This is a genomic window from Frateuria flava (assembly GCF_017837635.1).
In the GTDB taxonomy this organism is placed as follows: domain Bacteria; phylum Pseudomonadota; class Gammaproteobacteria; order Xanthomonadales; family Rhodanobacteraceae; genus Frateuria_A; species Frateuria_A flava.
On the sequence record NZ_JAGJRS010000005.1, the window covers coordinates 30,554 to 45,969 of the forward strand.

14 protein-coding genes and 1 tRNA gene are annotated in these 15,416 nt (G+C 67.3%); 10 read left to right on the forward strand and 5 right to left on the reverse strand.

Annotated features, from left to right (window positions below; all coding sequences use genetic code 11):
• Window positions 1-1,421 (reverse strand): exodeoxyribonuclease I (gene sbcB, locus J7I44_RS02525; protein WP_209615202.1); only part of this gene is annotated, 1,421 nt, incomplete at its 3' end.
• A gap of 72 nt (window positions 1,422-1,493) precedes the next feature.
• Between sbcB and orn the strand changes: the two genes are divergently transcribed.
• Genes orn through J7I44_RS02545 form a run of 4 tightly spaced genes read left to right on the forward strand, consistent with a single transcriptional unit; the run spans window position 1,494 to window position 5,314 of the window.
• Window positions 1,494-2,054, forward strand: coding sequence for an oligoribonuclease (gene orn, locus J7I44_RS02530; protein WP_209615206.1), 561 nt, complete (start codon window positions 1,494-1,496; stop codon window positions 2,052-2,054).
• Between the two features lie 7 nt (window positions 2,055-2,061).
• Window positions 2,062-2,970 (forward strand): dihydropteroate synthase, encoded by a 909-nt coding sequence (gene folP / locus J7I44_RS02535; RefSeq protein ID WP_209615209.1) that lies wholly within the window; start codon window positions 2,062-2,064, stop codon window positions 2,968-2,970.
• Window positions 2,971-3,017: 47 nt separating this feature from the next.
• Entirely contained in the window at window positions 3,018-4,385 is a 1,368-nt protein-coding gene (gene glmM, locus J7I44_RS02540; protein ID WP_209615212.1) for a phosphoglucosamine mutase, read from the forward strand.
• Window positions 4,382-5,314, forward strand: a complete 933-nt coding sequence (locus J7I44_RS02545) for an isopenicillin N synthase family dioxygenase (RefSeq protein WP_209615215.1) — start codon at window positions 4,382-4,384, stop codon at window positions 5,312-5,314. Before glmM ends, J7I44_RS02545 begins: the two co-directional genes overlap by 4 nt.
• 196 nt (window positions 5,315-5,510) lie before the next feature.
• On the opposite strand, the gene J7I44_RS02550 is transcribed toward J7I44_RS02545, so the two are convergent.
• Window positions 5,511-6,185, reverse strand: coding sequence for a DUF6445 family protein (locus J7I44_RS02550; RefSeq protein WP_209615218.1), 675 nt, complete (start codon window positions 6,183-6,185; stop codon window positions 5,511-5,513).
• A 55-nt stretch (window positions 6,186-6,240) separates the two neighbouring features.
• Window positions 6,241-7,047 carry an SDR family NAD(P)-dependent oxidoreductase gene (locus J7I44_RS02555; protein WP_209615221.1) on the reverse strand — a complete coding sequence of 269 codons (807 nt, stop codon included), beginning with the start codon at window positions 7,045-7,047 and terminating at the stop codon, window positions 6,241-6,243.
• 120 nt (window positions 7,048-7,167) lie between these two features.
• Between J7I44_RS02555 and tpiA the strand changes: the two genes are divergently transcribed.
• The 4 genes from tpiA to J7I44_RS02575 all read left to right on the forward strand — a co-directional run bounded on the left by tpiA (window position 7,168) and on the right by J7I44_RS02575 (window position 9,263).
• Window positions 7,168-7,917: a triose-phosphate isomerase gene (gene tpiA, locus J7I44_RS02560; RefSeq protein WP_209615223.1), complete on the forward strand. Its 750-nt coding sequence runs from the start codon at window positions 7,168-7,170 to the stop codon at window positions 7,915-7,917.
• A 22-nt stretch (window positions 7,918-7,939) separates the two neighbouring features.
• Entirely contained in the window at window positions 7,940-8,377 is a 438-nt protein-coding gene (gene secG / locus J7I44_RS02565) for a preprotein translocase subunit SecG (protein ID WP_209615226.1), read from the forward strand.
• 14 nt (window positions 8,378-8,391) lie between these two features.
• Window positions 8,392-8,476, forward strand: a tRNA-Leu gene (locus J7I44_RS02570).
• A 136-nt stretch (window positions 8,477-8,612) separates the two neighbouring features.
• Entirely contained in the window at window positions 8,613-9,263 is a 651-nt protein-coding gene (locus tag J7I44_RS02575; protein WP_209615230.1) for a response regulator, read from the forward strand.
• Window positions 9,264-9,437: 174 nt separating this feature from the next.
• Here J7I44_RS02575 and J7I44_RS02580 read toward each other — a convergent pair whose 3' ends face one another.
• Complete coding sequence (locus J7I44_RS02580; RefSeq protein ID WP_209615233.1) at window positions 9,438-12,428, reverse strand: Rne/Rng family ribonuclease; 2,991 nt, start codon at window positions 12,426-12,428, stop codon at window positions 9,438-9,440.
• Between the two features lie 340 nt (window positions 12,429-12,768).
• On the opposite strand from J7I44_RS02580, the gene J7I44_RS02585 reads away from it, so the two are divergent.
• Entirely contained in the window at window positions 12,769-13,785 is a 1,017-nt protein-coding gene (locus J7I44_RS02585) for an RluA family pseudouridine synthase (RefSeq protein WP_245187875.1), read from the forward strand.
• Here the strand turns inward: J7I44_RS02585 and J7I44_RS02590 are convergent.
• Window positions 13,739-14,077, reverse strand: a complete 339-nt coding sequence (locus J7I44_RS02590) for a 4a-hydroxytetrahydrobiopterin dehydratase (RefSeq protein ID WP_209615240.1) — start codon at window positions 14,075-14,077, stop codon at window positions 13,739-13,741. The two genes, J7I44_RS02585 and J7I44_RS02590, sit on opposite strands and share 47 nt — an antisense overlap.
• A 224-nt stretch (window positions 14,078-14,301) precedes the next feature.
• On the opposite strand from J7I44_RS02590, the gene J7I44_RS02595 reads away from it, so the two are divergent.
• Window positions 14,302-14,907 carry an NfuA family Fe-S biogenesis protein gene (locus J7I44_RS02595; protein WP_209615243.1) on the forward strand — a complete coding sequence of 202 codons (606 nt, stop codon included), beginning with the start codon at window positions 14,302-14,304 and terminating at the stop codon, window positions 14,905-14,907.
• Window positions 14,908-15,416: the final 509 nt, after the last annotated feature.

The following is a 15,416-nucleotide window of genomic DNA, read 5'->3' on the forward strand; positions in this document are numbered from 1 at the left end:
ATCGGAGCAAGTTCGCGGCCCCAGGCCTCGAGTCGGTCGAGCAGTGCGGTCTGGTCCGGCCGCTCCTGGCGCAACGTGGCGATGCGCGCGACATAGTCGTCCAGCGTGCGCGCGGTGAGCGCGGTGGGGCGCGTGAGGCGCGCCAGCCGGAAGGCCTCCCAGCGCGCCTGCTCGTCCGCATCCAGGCTGTCGGGCCAGTTGCGTGCGCGGTAGCGGAACAGCAGTTCCGGGTAGCGCGGGTCGCGGAACGGGAAGCTGCGCCGGCCCAACTGCTCGGGGGGCGTGGCGCGCACGTCGGCCAGCAGGCGCTTGTCGGCGTCGGGCAGGAAGCCACCGTAAAGCGCGAGTTCGGGATCCCCCGGCGCAGGCATTTCGGCGGCGCGGGCGAACACCCGGCGCAGTTTGTCGACCAGGCCCTCGGCCGTGCGCAGCCGGGCGTGGTGGCGAAGGCAGCGCTCCAGATCGAGCCTGAGCCGGCCATGGTCGAGGTCGCGCAGTACCGACAGCGGCGCCAGCGCAGGCGCGCGGTTGGCGCGCACCGTGCGCAGCGGGATGCGCTCGACGCCCTCGGGCAGGTCGGCTCGCGCGGTAAAGATGCGATCGGCGATGTCGTCCTCGTCCAGGTCGAGCCAGGTCTCAGGATCGGCGTCCAGGTCGTACACGATCACTTCGCCCGGCCGCGAAGGATGCGGCGCCAGCGGCGCGATCACCGCCAGGCAATGCCGGCTGGCGGGGTAGCGCGAGGACACGTGCACCAGCGGCGTCATGCCCGCCACGTCGAGCAGGCCGAACACTTTCTGCTTGCGCCGCAGGTCGAAATGCCAGTCCCACAGGCGTGGCTGGCGCACGCGGATCAGCCGCGCCAGGTCGATCAGCGCGTAGACGTCCGACAACGCGTCGTGCGCGCGCTCCTGCCTGAGGTGGTTGGCCGCGGCCAGGTGTTCGAGCCTGAAACTGGGCGTGCCGTCCTCGCGGGTGGGCCAGACGATCCCTTCCGGGCGCAGTGCCTGGCACATGCGTACCAGGTCGATCAGGTCCCAGCGCGAGTTGCCGTTTTCCCATTCGCGCCCGTACGGATCGAAAAAGTTGCGGTACAGCAACTGCCGGGTGAACTCGTCGTCGAAGCGCAGGGAGTTGTAGCCCACGCCGCAGGTGCCCGGTGCGCCCAGCTGTTCGTGTACGCGGGCGGCGAACTCGGCCTCGCTCACGCCCTCGCGCTCGGCCTGCTGCGGCGTGATGCCGGTGATCAGGCAGGCGTCCGGGTCCGGCGCCATGTCGCGGGGCGGGCGGGCGAAGAACATCACCGGCTCGCCGACGATCTCCAGCTCCGCCGTGGTGCGGATGCCGGCGAACTGCGCCGGTCGGTCGCGCCGGCTGTCGGCGCCGAAGGTTTCGTAGTCATGCCAGAGGAAGGTCTGCATGGCCTGGATCATCGCATGGCACGGGGCCGTGGGCGGGCGCCTGCGCTAGACTGCGCGCTCCAAGGAGGATGCATGAACCAAGCGAACGACGACAACCTGATCTGGATCGATCTGGAGATGACCGGCCTGGATACGGACAACGATTCCATCCTCGAAATCGCCACGATCGTGACGGACAAGGAGCTGAACGTGCTGGCCGAAGGGCCGGTCTTCGCGATCCGCCACGAGGTCGACCGGCTGGAGTCGATGGACAGCTGGAACCGCAACCAGCACAGCAAGTCGGGCCTGTGGCAGCAGGTGCTCGATTCGACCACCGACCATGCCCAGGCGGAGCAGGCCACGCTCGAATTCCTCAAGGCGTGGACGCCGCCGGGCAAGTCGCCGATGTGCGGCAACTCGATCTGCCAGGACCGGCGCTTCCTGCACCGGCAGATGCCGCGCCTGGAGCGGCACTTCCACTACCGCAACCTCGACGTCTCCACGCTCAAGGAGCTTTCGCGACGGTGGTCGCCGCAGATCGCGCGCGGCCTGAGCAAGGAGTCGGCGCACACTGCCTTGTCCGACATCCGCGATTCGATCGACGAGCTGCGCTATTACCGCCGGCACATGGGCGCGCTGGGCGGGCAGGCCTGAACCATCGATGTTCGACAATCCCTTTGCCACCGTGCTCGATTGTGCCGGCCGCAGCCTGGTGCTGGATCGCCCGCGCGTGGTCGGCATTCTCAACGTCACGCCTGATTCGTTCTCCGATGGCGGTGCCTTTGCCGATACCGACGCGGCCGTGGCACATGGCCTGGCGATGGCGGAGCAGGGCGCGGACATGCTCGATGTCGGCGGCGAGTCCACCCGGCCGGGTGCCCACGACGTCCCGGTCGACGAGGAGCTCCGCCGCGTCATCCCGGTGATCGAGCAGCTTGCCGCACGTACGGCGCTGCCGATCGCCATCGACACCTCCAAGCCCGAAGTGATGCGCGCGGCGGTCGCCGCGGGTGCGGGCATGATCAACGACGTCTACGCGCTGCGCCGCGAGGGTGCGCTGGATGCCGCCGCCGACTTGCGCGTGCCTATCTGCCTGATGCACATGCAGGGCGAGCCGCGCGGCATGCAGGACGATCCGCAATACGACGACGTCGTCGGCGAGGTCCACCGCTTTCTCACCGACCGGCTGTTCGCCTGCGAACTGGCCGGGATCGACAAGCGGCGCGTGCTGGTCGACCCCGGTTTCGGTTTCGGCAAGACACTCGAGCACAACCTGGCGCTGCTGCGTGCGTTGGAACGTTTTGCCGACCTGGGCGCGGGCGTCTACGTGGGCCTGTCGCGCAAGTCGATGATCGGCAAGCTCACCGGCCGTCCCTCCGGCGACGCCCGCGCGGCCGGTTCGGCTGCCGCGGCGTTGATCGCCGTACAGCGTGGCGCGCGCATGGTGCGTGTACACGACGTCGCGCAGACCGTCGATGCGCTGGCGATCTGGCGAGCGGTGCGCGAAGGCGACACGCCGCCGCGCCGCGATACGCGTCCGCCGGCTCCACGCTGGCCAGACGAAGACTGAGATATCTAGGTGACGCCCGCCCCGTGGCGCCACCACAAGGAAAGCTGATGAGCACACGCAAGTATTTCGGCACCGACGGAATCCGAGGTCAGGTCGGGCAATGGCCGATCAGTGCCGATTTCATGCTGCGCCTGGGCCGCGCGGCTGGCGCGGTGCTCGCTCGCGGGTCGACCCGCAAGCCGACGGTATTGATCGGCAAGGACACGCGCGTGTCCGGCTACATGTTCGAGTCGGCGCTGGAAGCAGGCCTGGTCGCCGCCGGCGTGGACGTGGGCCTGCTCGGCCCGATGCCGACGCCCGCCGTGGCTTTCCTCACCCGCTCGATGCGGGCAGCGGCCGGCATCGTGATCAGCGCCTCGCACAATCCGCATACCGACAACGGCATCAAGTTCTTCTCGGCGATGGGCGAGAAGTTTTCCGACGAGATCGAGCAGGCGATCGAGGAAGAACTGGACGCCGAGTTCGTCACTGTGTCCTCCGAACAGCTCGGCAAGGCGACGCGGGTGGCCGATGCGGTAGCGCGCTACGCCGAATACTGCAAGGCGACCGTGCCGGAAGAATTCACCCTGCGCGGCACGAAGATCGTGCTCGATTGCGCGCACGGGGCCACCTACCAGGTCGCGCCCAAGGTATTTGCCGAACTCGGCGCCGACGTCACCGCCATCGGCGACAAGCCAGATGGCTTCAACATCAACCGCGACGTCGGATCGACCCACCCGCAGGCACTGCAACAGGCGGTGCTGGCGCAGAGCGCGGACGTAGGCATCGCCTTCGATGGTGACGGCGACCGCGTGATCCTGGTCGACCGTAACGGCACCATTGCCGACGGCGACGACATTCTCTATGTGCTTGCACGCAGCCTGTTCGCGCGCGGCTGCCTGCGCGGGCCGGTGGTCGGCACGTTGATGAGCAACTACGGACTGGAGCAGGCGCTGGCGGAGCTCGAAGTGCCGTTGATTCGCGCCAACGTGGGCGACCGCTACGTGCTGCAGCAGTTGAAAGCCAACGGCGGCATGCTCGGCGGCGAGACGTCCGGCCACATCCTGTGCCTCGACCGCGCCACGACCGGCGACGGCATCATCGCCGCGCTGGCCGTGCTGGAAACCCTGGCCGCCTCGGATCAGGACCTGGCGCTGGCTCGCCGGGGCCTGCAGAAGCTGCCGCAGGTCATGGTCAACGTGCGGGCACCCGGTGCTCGCGAGGCGCTGGCGAGCGATACCGTGCGCCATGCGCTGACCGAGGTCGAACGCACCCTGCAGGGGCGCGGGCGGGTCGTGTTGCGTGCGTCCGGCACCGAACCGCTGGTGCGGGTCACCATCGAGGGTGCCGATGCGGGTGAAGTGCAGCAGTTGGCCGGCTGGCTGGCCGACGCCGTAAAATCCGCCGCGCATGTGCACATGACGGAAAACCCATGAAGCAAGTCCCCACGCTCGACATCCGCCGTTACGACACCGACCGCGACGCCTTCGTCGCGGAACTGGGCGCGGCGTACCGCCAGTTCGGCTTCTGCTGCATCAGCGGGCACGGCATCCCGCGCGACCTCATCGACGGCGCCTACCAGGCCTTCGAGCAGTTCTTCGCGCTGCCGGCGGACACCAAGATGAAGTACCACGTACCGGGTTCCGGCGGTGCGCGCGGCTACACCCCGTTCAAGGTGGAAACGGCCAAGGACAGCCGCTTCCCGGACCTCAAGGAGTTCTGGCACGTCGGCCGCGAGATTCCGCGCGACTCGAAGTTCGCGGACGTGATGCCGCCTAACCTGTGGCCGGAAGAAGTGCCGCAGTTCAAACCGTGCGGCTACGGCCTGTACGAGGCGCTGGACCAGCTGGGCACGCGCGTGCTGCGCGCGCTGGCGCTGCACATCGGCCTGCCGGAGAACTATTTCGAGGACAAGACCGACCAGGGCAACTCGATCCTGCGCCCGATCCACTACCCGCCGATCACCGAGGAGAACATTCCCAACGTGCGCGCCGGCGCCCACGAGGACATCAACTTCATCACCCTGCTGGTCGGCGCCAGCGCCGAGGGCCTGGAAGTGCTGAGCGAGGGCGAGTGGCTGCCGATCACCACCGAAGGCGATGCCATCGTGGTCAACATCGGGGACATGCTGCAGCGGCTGACCAACCACGTCTATCCGTCGACCTCGCACCGCGTGGTCAACCCGCAGAACGAGAACGCGCGCAAGCCACGCTACTCGGTGCCGTTCTTCCTGCACCCGAATCCCGACGTGGTGCTCGACCCGCTGCCCGAGTGCGTGACGGCCGATAACCCGAGCCGCTACGACACCTCGCTGACCTCGCACGAGTACCTGATGCAGCGACTGCGCGAGATCAAGCTGATCTGACAAGACCGCGCTGAAATGCCAATCCTTCCCCCGTGCGCGGGGAAGGTGCCCGAAGGGCGGATGGGGGCAACCGGAGCGCGTGCCACCAGAAGTGCGACCAGCGAAAAAGCCGACCGCTGTGAAGGGGACCGCGTCCAGCAGCTGCTGTCGGCACTTTTCCTTGCAGGCGGGGAAGGCTCGCCAGGGGATCTCGCCGCTAGGCCATCCAGAAAAACACGGCGGTCATGCGCTTGCTGGCCATGTCCTCCAGCCCCCAATACGCACTGGCGCTGTGCACGATGTTGGCCTTGTAGACCAGCAGCCGGTTGAAGCGGTGCGCCACGCGCACGTCCTCGACGAAGGCGTTGGGCATGACGAAACGGTTGCCCAGCGCGTCGACCAGGTTGCGATGCGGCGGTGCCACCATGTTGCCGCCCAGCTGGCCATTGGGCATGCGCTGGCGGAAGAAGCTGGTGCCGCAACTGTCAGGCACCGCGGGATTGAGGTACAGCACGGCCGCGTAGCGGCAGAGGTTGAGCGAATCGGTGTGCGGCTTGACCGCCCCTTCGACCGCACCGACCACCTGCACGCAGTTGTGGTTGAGCTTCTGCCCGGCCTCCGTTTCTCCGACCCACAACTTTTTGGCGCCGGTGGCCTGGCGCACCTGCGCCTCGATCGCGCCGAGCTCGTCCAGTTCCAGCGCAGGCATGGTGCGCATCCCGGGCCAGACTTCACCGGTTGTGGGAAAGCCGTATTCCCAGTCGGTCCTCGCCAGACAGCGTTCGCGCACCGCCATCGGGTCGGACAACGCATCGTCGATCACCCAGTAGTCGCGGCCCTCGGTGGGCTTGCGGTAGGGAAGCGGGCGCATCTGGGTCGGGAACAGGCTCATGGCGGTCTCGCGTGCGGCAAGCGGGTGACGTTAGCGCAGTCGAACGGTATCGGCGTCAATCGAGCTGACGGTAACGCCGCGATTCGCGCGCCGATAGCCACAGCGCGAGGCGGTCGGGCGTCAGTTTGGCCAGTGCCTTGATCGCCCGGTTTACGCGCCCGGTGACGTGCACGGGCTCGCCGCGCTCCACCGCTTCGATGCCCTCGCGTACCACGGTATCGGCGTCCTGCCACATGAAGCGCGGCAGCTTGCCGACCAGCGCGCGGGTGCCGGTCACATCATGGAACTCCGACCAGGTGAAGCCCGGACACAGCGCGCACACGTGCACGCCGTGGTGCCGGTTCTCCAGCGCCAGGGATTGCGAGAACTTGATCAGGTACGCCTTGCTGGCCGCATACAAGGTATGGCCGGCCGATCCCGGCACGTGTCCGGCCAGCGAGGCCACGTTGACGATGCGGCCGTAACCGCGCTCGCGCATCCCCGGCAGCAGGCGCCAGGCCAGCTCGGTTGGCGCGTTGAGCAGCACCTGCAGGAAGTCCGCGTGCACGGGCCAGTCGCTGGCATCGAACGTGCCCGGCACGCCGTAGCCGGCATTGTTGACGAGCCAGTCAACCGTCAGGCCCTGCTTCTGCAGGGCGTCGACCAACTGGCGCGGTGCGGTCGGATCGGCCAGATCCGCGGGCAGGACGTGCGCCTGCGCGCCGTGGCGCTGGTGCAGGTCTTCCGCGAGGGCCTGCAGGCGATCGGTACGGCGCGCCACCAGCACGAGGTCATGCCCACGGGCGGCCAGCTCCCGGGCGAATGCGGCGCCGATGCCAGCCGACGCGCCAGTGATCAGGCTCAAGGGACGAAGGGCAGGCATCTGCGTTTCCATGGGGGCAGGTCCGGCCATGATCGCCGAGCGCGAATCTGGCAGCCAGCACCCGTTTGCCGGCCTGCAGGGTGGTCGCTATGCTTGCCGTTTCTCGTCGGATGACATCGCATGCGCAGGAAACTCGTCGCCGGTAACTGGAAGATGCACGGCAGCCGTTCGATGGCCGAAGGCCTGGTGGCGGAAATCGCCGCGCAGCGTCCTGAGCATGCCGATGTCCTGGTGTTTCCGCCTTTCCCGTACCTGGCCGAACTGGCCGCGCAGCACGCTGCCAGCGGCATCGGTTTCGGTGGCCAGGACGTCAGTGAGCACGAAGGGCAGGGCGCCTACACCGGTGAGGTATCGGCGGCAATGCTGGCCGACGTCGGTGCGCAGTGGGCGCTGGTTGGCCATTCCGAGCGGCGCCAATACCACCGCGAAAGCGACGAACTGGTGGCGCGCAAGTTTGCTGCGGCCTGCGCGGCGGGGCTGACCCCGATCCTGTGCATCGGCGAAACGCTGGAAGAGCGCCAGGGCGGCCAGACCGAGGCGGTGCTTGCGCGCCAGCTCGGCGCCGTCTTCGCGCACTGCGGTATCGCGCCGTTCTACACCGCCGTGATCGCTTACGAGCCCGTATGGGCCATCGGCACCGGCCAGACCGCCTCGCCGGAACAGGCACAACAGGCGCACGCGTTCATTCGTAGCCAACTGGAACGTGAGGATGGTATGATTGCCCGTCTGACCCGGCTGCTTTACGGCGGCAGCGTCAAGGCGGCGAATGCCGCGGCATTGTTCGCGCAGCCGGACGTGGATGGGGGCCTGATCGGCGGTGCTTCGCTCACCGCAACCGATTTCCTCGGCATCTGCGCCGCAGCGCATTGAAGCCTACGGATCCCAACAGAACATGTTCGTCATCTTCAGCGTGTTTTACATCCTGATCGCCGCGGCGATGATCGTGCTGATCCTGATGCAGCGCGGCGCCGGCGCCGACGCGGGCTCCGGTTTCGGCGGCGGCGCATCGGCCACGGTCTTCGGTGCGCGCGGCTCGGCCAGCTTCCTCACCCGCGCCACCGCGGTGCTGGCGACGCTGTTCTTCCTGCTGAGCCTCGGCATGGGCATCTACCTGAGCCGCAACGGTGCGCCGCAGGCGGAGCAGGCCGATCTCGGCGTGATGTCCGGACTTGCCAAGAAGCCCGCGCCCGCCCAGAATGCGCAGCCCGCGGCTCCGGCCAAGAGCAACGGCGACGTGCCGCAGGCTCCGGCAAAGGGCAACAGCGATGTGCCGACTGCCGGCGCTCCGGCGAAGTCGGACGTTCCCGCCCCGGCGGGTTCGACGAAGTAACAGGCAACACACCTGCCCAGGTGGCGGAATTGGTAGACGCACTACCTTGAGGTGGTAGCGCCGAGAGGCGTGGGGGTTCGAGTCCCCCCTTGGGCACCAACAACGAAGCGGTTGTCATCTCCGCTCCCGGAAAACCCGCCGTACGGCGGGTTTTTTGTTGGTGTGGCGCGCGAACGCTTGCATTGCGGGGAGCAGCCACCTACTTTTCGTTGACTATTCCCAAGGAGGGCTTGAAGTGATCAACATCGTGCTCGTGGACGATCACGAACTGGTACGTACCGGCTTTCGCATGATCCTGCAGCAGCAGCCGGACGTACGCATCAAGGGCGAGGCAGGGACGGCGGAAGAGGGCCTGCGGCTGATCCGCTCGCTGGCGCCGGACGTGGCGTTGGTCGACGTACACATGCCCGGGATGAGCGGCATCGAGCTGACCGAGCGGGTGATCCGCGCCAAGCTCAACACCCACATCATCATCATTACCGTGGTCGACGATGCGCGCTTTCCAAAGCGCCTGCTCGACGCGGGTGCGTTGGGCTATCTCACCAAGGGTTGCTCGGCAGACGAGCTGCTGGTGGCCGTGCGCCAGGTGGCCAGCGGGCGTCGTTATCTGGCGCCGGCGGTGGCCCAGCAGCTGGCCTTGGCCACGCTCGACGGCAACAGCGGCTCGCCGTTCGACGCGCTGTCCAGTCGCGAGCTCGAGGTCGCCATGATGTTGGTCCGCGGCAAGCCGCTGACGGTGATCGGCGACCAGCTCAACCTGAGCCCCAAGACCGTCTCCACATACAAGCAGCGCCTGATGGAGAAGCTGCAGGTAGAGCACGTCATCGGCCTGGCACACTTGATGACGGTGCACGGGCTGCTGGACGCACCCAACCAGGTGGGCTGAGGCTCAAGCGCAACCCCCGGCCTGCAGGCAGGCATGGCCATCCCACCCGTGTGTTGGAACGCACCTGCGTGCGACCCCCATGTCCGGTGGCGAGGATGGGTTCGCTGAGCGGAGCTCGCAGGTAAAAAAAGCCGGACATCCGTCCGGCTTTTTTTTGCTCGGTTGGGCGATGCCTCAGCCCTGGGCGGTATCCCTGGGCGGACGCTCATCATCGGACGGCGCCGGTTCCTGCGTCGCTTCCGTAGATGAGGAGGCGGCGGTCACCGGATGGGACGGCGAATGGGCGAGCAGGTCGCCCTGCTTGGGTAGCGGTACCGGCGATTCGGAGGCTGCCGGCGCTTGCCCGGTTTCCTCGCTGACCGGGGTCTGCGGCTCTGCGGCGGGCTCGTCTGCGGCGACCGGCGTGATCGGCGATTCCTGTGCCGGATCCCGCGTGGAGGCGGCCAGCGGAGCCTCGGACGCGGGCTCTTCCACCGACGCAGCAGCAGCTACGGGGGCCGCAACCTCTGGCGTCACGGTCTCAGGCGTCACGGCGGCGGATGTGGGTTCCCCGGCCTCGGTTGCGGCCGGAATCGGCGGGAGCGGCGGCAGATTGAACGTCGTCGGCGCCGGCGCGGGGCTCATGGCCTCCGGCACCTGCGGTTCGCCGGCCGAGGGCTCGGCCTGGGGCGACGCTGTCGGCACGACCTCAGCCTGGGCCTGGGCCGGCTCCTGCGCCACGCTGGCGGGCACGGCTGCCGTGGCGGCCACGACGGCGGGGACGACGACCGGAGCACTCGACGGTGCGCGATCCGCCTGGCGCGACGGTGCGGCGGACTCGTCGCCCTCGCGATCCTCATCGTCCAGCTCGTCGAGCTGGTTCGGCGTGCCATCCTGGGCGACCGTCCCGTCCTCGTGGCGGCGACGGCGACGACCGCCGCGACGGCCACGACGGCGGCGCGGCTGGCTGCCTTCGGTTTCGGGCTTGGCCTCGGGCGCGACGGTGCCGCCCTCGATCTGCGCGGAGACGGGCGCTTCGATGTCCTTCACCGGCTCGCTGACTGACGCCGGAGTGGGGGCCGCTGCCGGCTGTTCCGCCTGCGGCGGACGCGGTGCGCGTTCCGGGCGGGCCTGCGCCTGCTTGCGCGGCTCCTGGCTTTCGGTGCCGGCCGACGGGGCGGCAGCTGGCTTAGGCTGGCGCGGCTGCTGCTCGCGGGCCTGCGGCTGCGACTGGCGTGTGCCGGCCTCGGCGTTGCCGCGCTGGCGCGGGTTGTTGTTCCTGCCCGAGCCGGCCTTTGGCTGTTGCTGCGATTGGGTCTGTTCGCGACGTCCGGCGCGCTGGCCGCTCTGGCCCTGCTGCTGCGGACGGTTGCGCTCGTCACGGCGCCCCTGGCGGGCGGCGACCGGCTGTGCGGACTGGGTGCGTTCGCGGGGCTTCTCGGGAGCCGGCGCGGCGGCACTGCGGAACCAGCCGAGCAGGCGCGAGATCACGCCGCCCTGCGGGGCGGGCGCACTGGCCGGACGCGGACGCTGATGCGCTGCGACGGGGGCGGGCGCGGCGGCCGGCGCTTCCTCGCGCACCGGCGCCGGCGTAGACGGCACGATGCCGCTGACCGCTGGCTGCTCGGAACTGCCCAGGGCCTGGCCCATCTTCGGGATCGGCGCGGCCTCGACGGCCGTCAGGCGCTCGTAGCTGGGCTTGCTGTGCTCGCCCATGTCCGCTTCCTTGATCCGCTGGATCTCGATGTGCGGGGTTTCGAGCTTGTCGTCGGCGACGATGACCACGTGCACCTTGTTGCGCAGTTCGATCTCGACCACGCTGGCGCGCTTCTCGTTGAGCATGAAGTTGGCCACCGTCGGCGGCGCCTGCACCAGCACCTGGCCGGTGTTGTCCTTCATGGCGTGCTCTTCGATCAGGCGAAGGGTCGAAAGTGCCAGCGATTCGATGCCGCGGATGTGGCCGTGGCCCTCGCACCGCGGGCAGACGACCTGGGTCGCTTCACCCAGGCTCGGACGCAGGCGCTGACGCGACATCTCCAGCAGGCCGAAGCGGCTGATGCGTCCAATCTGGACGCGGGCGCGATCGAGCTTGAGCGCGTCCTTGAGCTTTTCCTCGACCTCGCGCTGGTGGCGCGGGCTGTCCATGTCGATGAAGTCGATCACGATCAGGCCGCCGGCGTCACGGATGCGCAACTGGCGGGCGATCTCGACCGCGGCCTCGCAATTGGTATTGAACGCGGTCTCCTCGATGTCCGAGCCCTTGGTGGCCTTGGAGGAGTTGATGTCGATCGCGGTCAGCGCTTCGGTCTGGTCGATCACGATCGAGCCGCCGGAGGGCAGGCGCACCTGGCGGTCGAACGCGCTCTCGATCTGCGTCTCGATCTGGTAGCGCGAGAACAGCGGGGTGTCGTCCTTGTACAGCTTGAGCTTGCGCAGGGCGTTGGGCATCACCTGCTGCATGAACTCGCGGGCGTCGTTGTACAGCGATTCCTCGTCGATGAGGATCTCGCCGATGTCGTTGCGCAGGTAATCGCGCAGGGCGCGGATGAAGAGCTTGGATTCCTGGTAGATCAGGAACGGCGCCTTCTGCTTGGCCGCCGCCTCGGAAATCGAGCGCCACAGGGTCAGCAGGTAGTCCAGGTCCCACTGCAGCTCTTCGGCGTCGCGGCCCATGCCGGCGGTGCGCACGATCAGGCCGACGTCTTCGGGAACGGTGAGATGGTCGAGCGCTTCCTTCAGGGCCTGCCGATCCTCGCCTTCGATCCGGCGAGAGACACCGCCAGCCTTGGGGTTGTTCGGCATCAGCACCATGTAGCGGCCGGCCAGCGAGATGAACGTGGTCAGCGCCGCGCCCTTGTTGCCGCGCTCTTCCTTCTCGACCTGGACGACCAGTTCCTGGCCTTCCTTCAGCAGCTCGCGGATGCTGGACTTGTTCGGGTTCAGCCCCGGGGTGAAGTACTGGTCGGCGATTTCCTTCAGCGGCAGGAAACCGTGGCGCTCGGCGCCGTAATCGACGAAGCAGGCTTCCAGGGATTGCTCGACGCGGGTGATGCGGCCCTTGTAGATATTGGCCTTTTTCTGCTCGCGGGAGGGGATCTCGATATCGAGGTCGTACAGCGTCTGGCCATCGACGATGGCCACGCGCAACTCTTCACGCTGAGTTGCGTTGATCAACATGCGCTTCATTGTAGTTTTCTTCCTTCGGCCTGGCCGCGCGTCGCGTGCCACGGTGGCGCCTAACTCAGGCTGCCTGCCGGGATCGCGCCGCTGCGGGTGGCGGCAAATAAAACCGGCATCGTCCGACACCGGGGTGATTCGTGGCACGCGCTTCGCCGTCTCGCCACCCCCTGGCGGCGGACAACGGCATCCCGAACCGTTACGATACTCGGGAGTTTACGGCCGGCTGCCGGGGTGGCCACCGGCGCAATCCTCGCCTTTGGTCGCGGACGGGCGTCCCCGCCACGAACGAACTCGAAGGGGGACATAAAGCGCCCGCCGAGTATCCTATTACCCCAGGTTTTTTTCAATGCAGACGGTAACTTCCCATGACGCACCTCAAGGTGTGCGTCAAGTCGATATCGGCCCCGAACGCGACGGCCAACGGATCGACAACGCCTTGATGACTCTGCTCAAGGGCGTGCCCAAGAGCATGATCTATCGTCTGCTGCGCACCGGGCAGGTGCGCGTCAACGGCAAGCGGGCCAAGCCGGACACGCGTCTCAATGCGGGCGATACGCTACGCATCCCTCCCGTGCGTACGGCCGAAAAAGTGCCTGACCGGGGCCCGTCTGCCGACATGGTGGCTGCGGTCGCCGAAGCGGTCATCTTCGAGGACAAGCATTTCCTGGCGATCGACAAGCCGTCCGGCATCGCCAGCCACGGCGGTTCGGGCGTCAGCCACGGCGCCATCGAACTGCTGCGCGCCGCGCGCCCGGACCAGCACCTGGAACTGGTCCACCGGCTCGATCGTGACACCAGCGGCGTGCTGGTGTTCGCCAAGACCCGCGCCGGGCTGACTGGGCTGCAGGCGGCGATCCGCGCCGGTCAGGTGACCAAGCAGTACCTCTGCCTGATGGTCGGCCACCCGCCCAAGGCGCGCTTCGACGTCAACGCGCCGCTGTTGAAGTCGGTGCTGCAGGGCGGAGAACGGATGGTAAGAGTGTCCGATAGCGGCAAGCCGTCATTGACTTTTTTCCGCGAGATGGAGCAGCTCACCGGCGCCCGCCTGATGCAGGCGACGCTGGGCACCGGGCGCACCCACCAGATCCGCGTGCATGCTGCCCACATCGGCCATCCGCTGGCCGGGGATACCAAGTACGGCGATCGCGAGGCCAACAAGCGCTTCCGCGAGAAGGGCCTGCAGCGGCTGTTCCTGCACGCCGCGCACATGGGCTTCGAACTGGAGGGGCGTGCGTATGGCTTCTCCGCACCGCTACCAGATGACTTGAAGAATTTCCTCGATGTCCTTGGGGATAAAGGAAAAAGCAACCGCTGGCTCAGGCCAGCAGCGCCTCGACCCGGGCCGCGCAAACAAAATCGTTGAGCGAAAGGCCGCCCACGTCGTGGGTGGACCACAGCACCTGGCAGTGCCCGTAGCCGGCCTCGAGGTCGGGGTGGTGATCCTCGCGGTTGGCCATGAAACCGACCGCGTTGATGAAACCCAGCGTGCGGTGGAAGTCGTCGAAGCGGAAGTCCTTGACGATGGCCTTGCCGTCGTTTGCCAGTTCCCAGCCGGGTAGTTGCGCCAGCAGTTCCTGCACCTGGTCCGGTGCGATCGCGTTTTCCTTGCCCTTGCGAGGCTGGCAGTGCTGGTTGGCGAGGTCGTTGCGGTTCATTGCGGGCTCCGGCCATGGAAAAGGCGAAGCGTCGGAGTTGCGGGGCGAAAAGTCAAAGACAGACTCGCCCGAACTCGCTCGGCAGCGTTCGGGCGTTCAGCGGCAAGGAGCATCGCTCGCGAGCGGGCTGCGCAACGAGCGAGCGACCGGACTTTTGCGTGAAACAGGACTAAAATGGTGCTGTTTCCGCCGGCCGTCCCCACCGGCGCTGGAGAGTCCGTTCCATGATCGATATTTCCGACCGCGCGCAGCAGCATTTCCGCCGTTTGCTCGCCCAGCAGGGCGATGAGCTCGGCATTCTGCTGCGCGTGACGGCGCCCGGCACGCCCGCGGCCAACTGCGAGCTGGAGTTCTGCGAGCCACGGGACCTCAGCGGCAACGAGTGGCTGGTCGAGTGCGAGGGGTTCAATTTTTACCTGGAAGGCGGGAGCGCACGCTGGCTGGATGGCGCGAGCATCGACTACGAGGCCAATCCGACGGGTGGCCAGCTCAACATCCGCGCGCCGCGCATCAAAGGGGAGATTCCCGGTGCGGATGCAGGCTTGATCGAGCGGGTGCGCTATGTGCTCGAAGCGGAGATCAATCCGCGGATCGCCTCGCATGGCGGGCGCGTGAGCCTGCTCGAGGTCACTTCGGATGGCGCGGTGTTGCTCCAGTTCGGCGGCGGCTGCCACGGCTGCAGCATGGTGGACGTCACGCTCAAGAACGGCGTAGAGAAGACGCTGCGCGAGCGCGTCCCGGAAATCACCGCGGTGCGCGATGCGACCGACCACAGCGGCGGGCGCAATCCGTATTACAAGGAAAAGGCCGGAAGTTCGGCGATCGGGTGATGCCCGGTTCGCAGAGATGCTTTGCTCCCTCTCCCCCTCGGGGAGAGGGCTGGGGTGAGGGGACGGGGCTCGCGATGTGGTGTGTCAGAGCGTGGTTTCGGAGTTTTGGCCTCTTTCCCGATCTCTGTCCAGAGGGCGAAGGACGTAGCAGGGACGCCTGGCGATTGAATCCGTGCATGACGGTCGCGCACAGGGTGCGCTCCTTAGGTCTTGATGTAAGGCCTGTCTAGGCTAAACATCCCCGACTGATCATCGGCGGAACCGGGTGATGCGGTTGCGCTCCTTTGGCTTCGAGCCTGTTACGTAGATGCGCACCCCGGCTCCACTTTCCTCTCGTCCGCGAGCTTGAACGGTATCCTCGGCCCGCCCCGCGCGTGAGCCTGCACACCTAAGGATCAGCTGGACGAGTATCGATGGTCCAAGTGACTGATTTGAGGGCAAGGCAATGGAAGAAATCGTAGGAGTAGATGTCGCCAAGGCCACTTTCGATGTGGCGGTGGCGCTGGATC

Bases quoted from the DNA above. Each gene is read 5' to 3' on its own strand.
- orn (WP_209615206.1), top strand. From the start codon at position 1,494: ATGAACCAAGCGAACGACGACAACCTGATCTGGATCGATCTGGAGATG.
- folP (WP_209615209.1), top strand. From the start codon at position 2,062: ATGTTCGACAATCCCTTTGCCACCGTGCTCGATTGTGCCGGCCGCAGC.
- glmM (WP_209615212.1), top strand. From the start codon at position 3,018: ATGAGCACACGCAAGTATTTCGGCACCGACGGAATCCGAGGTCAGGTC.
- J7I44_RS02545 (WP_209615215.1), top strand. From the start codon at position 4,382: ATGAAGCAAGTCCCCACGCTCGACATCCGCCGTTACGACACCGACCGC.
- J7I44_RS02550 (WP_209615218.1), bottom strand. From the start codon at position 6,185: ATGAGCCTGTTCCCGACCCAGATGCGCCCGCTTCCCTACCGCAAGCCC.
- J7I44_RS02555 (WP_209615221.1), bottom strand. From the start codon at position 7,047: ATGCCTGCCCTTCGTCCCTTGAGCCTGATCACTGGCGCGTCGGCTGGC.
- tpiA (WP_209615223.1), top strand. From the start codon at position 7,168: ATGCGCAGGAAACTCGTCGCCGGTAACTGGAAGATGCACGGCAGCCGT.
- secG (WP_209615226.1), top strand. From the start codon at position 7,940: ATGTTCGTCATCTTCAGCGTGTTTTACATCCTGATCGCCGCGGCGATG.
- J7I44_RS02580 (WP_209615233.1), bottom strand. From the start codon at position 12,428: ATGAAGCGCATGTTGATCAACGCAACTCAGCGTGAAGAGTTGCGCGTG.
- J7I44_RS02585 (WP_245187875.1), top strand. From the start codon at position 12,769: ATGCAGACGGTAACTTCCCATGACGCACCTCAAGGTGTGCGTCAAGTC.
- J7I44_RS02590 (WP_209615240.1), bottom strand. From the start codon at position 14,077: ATGAACCGCAACGACCTCGCCAACCAGCACTGCCAGCCTCGCAAGGGC.
- J7I44_RS02595 (WP_209615243.1), top strand. From the start codon at position 14,302: ATGATCGATATTTCCGACCGCGCGCAGCAGCATTTCCGCCGTTTGCTC.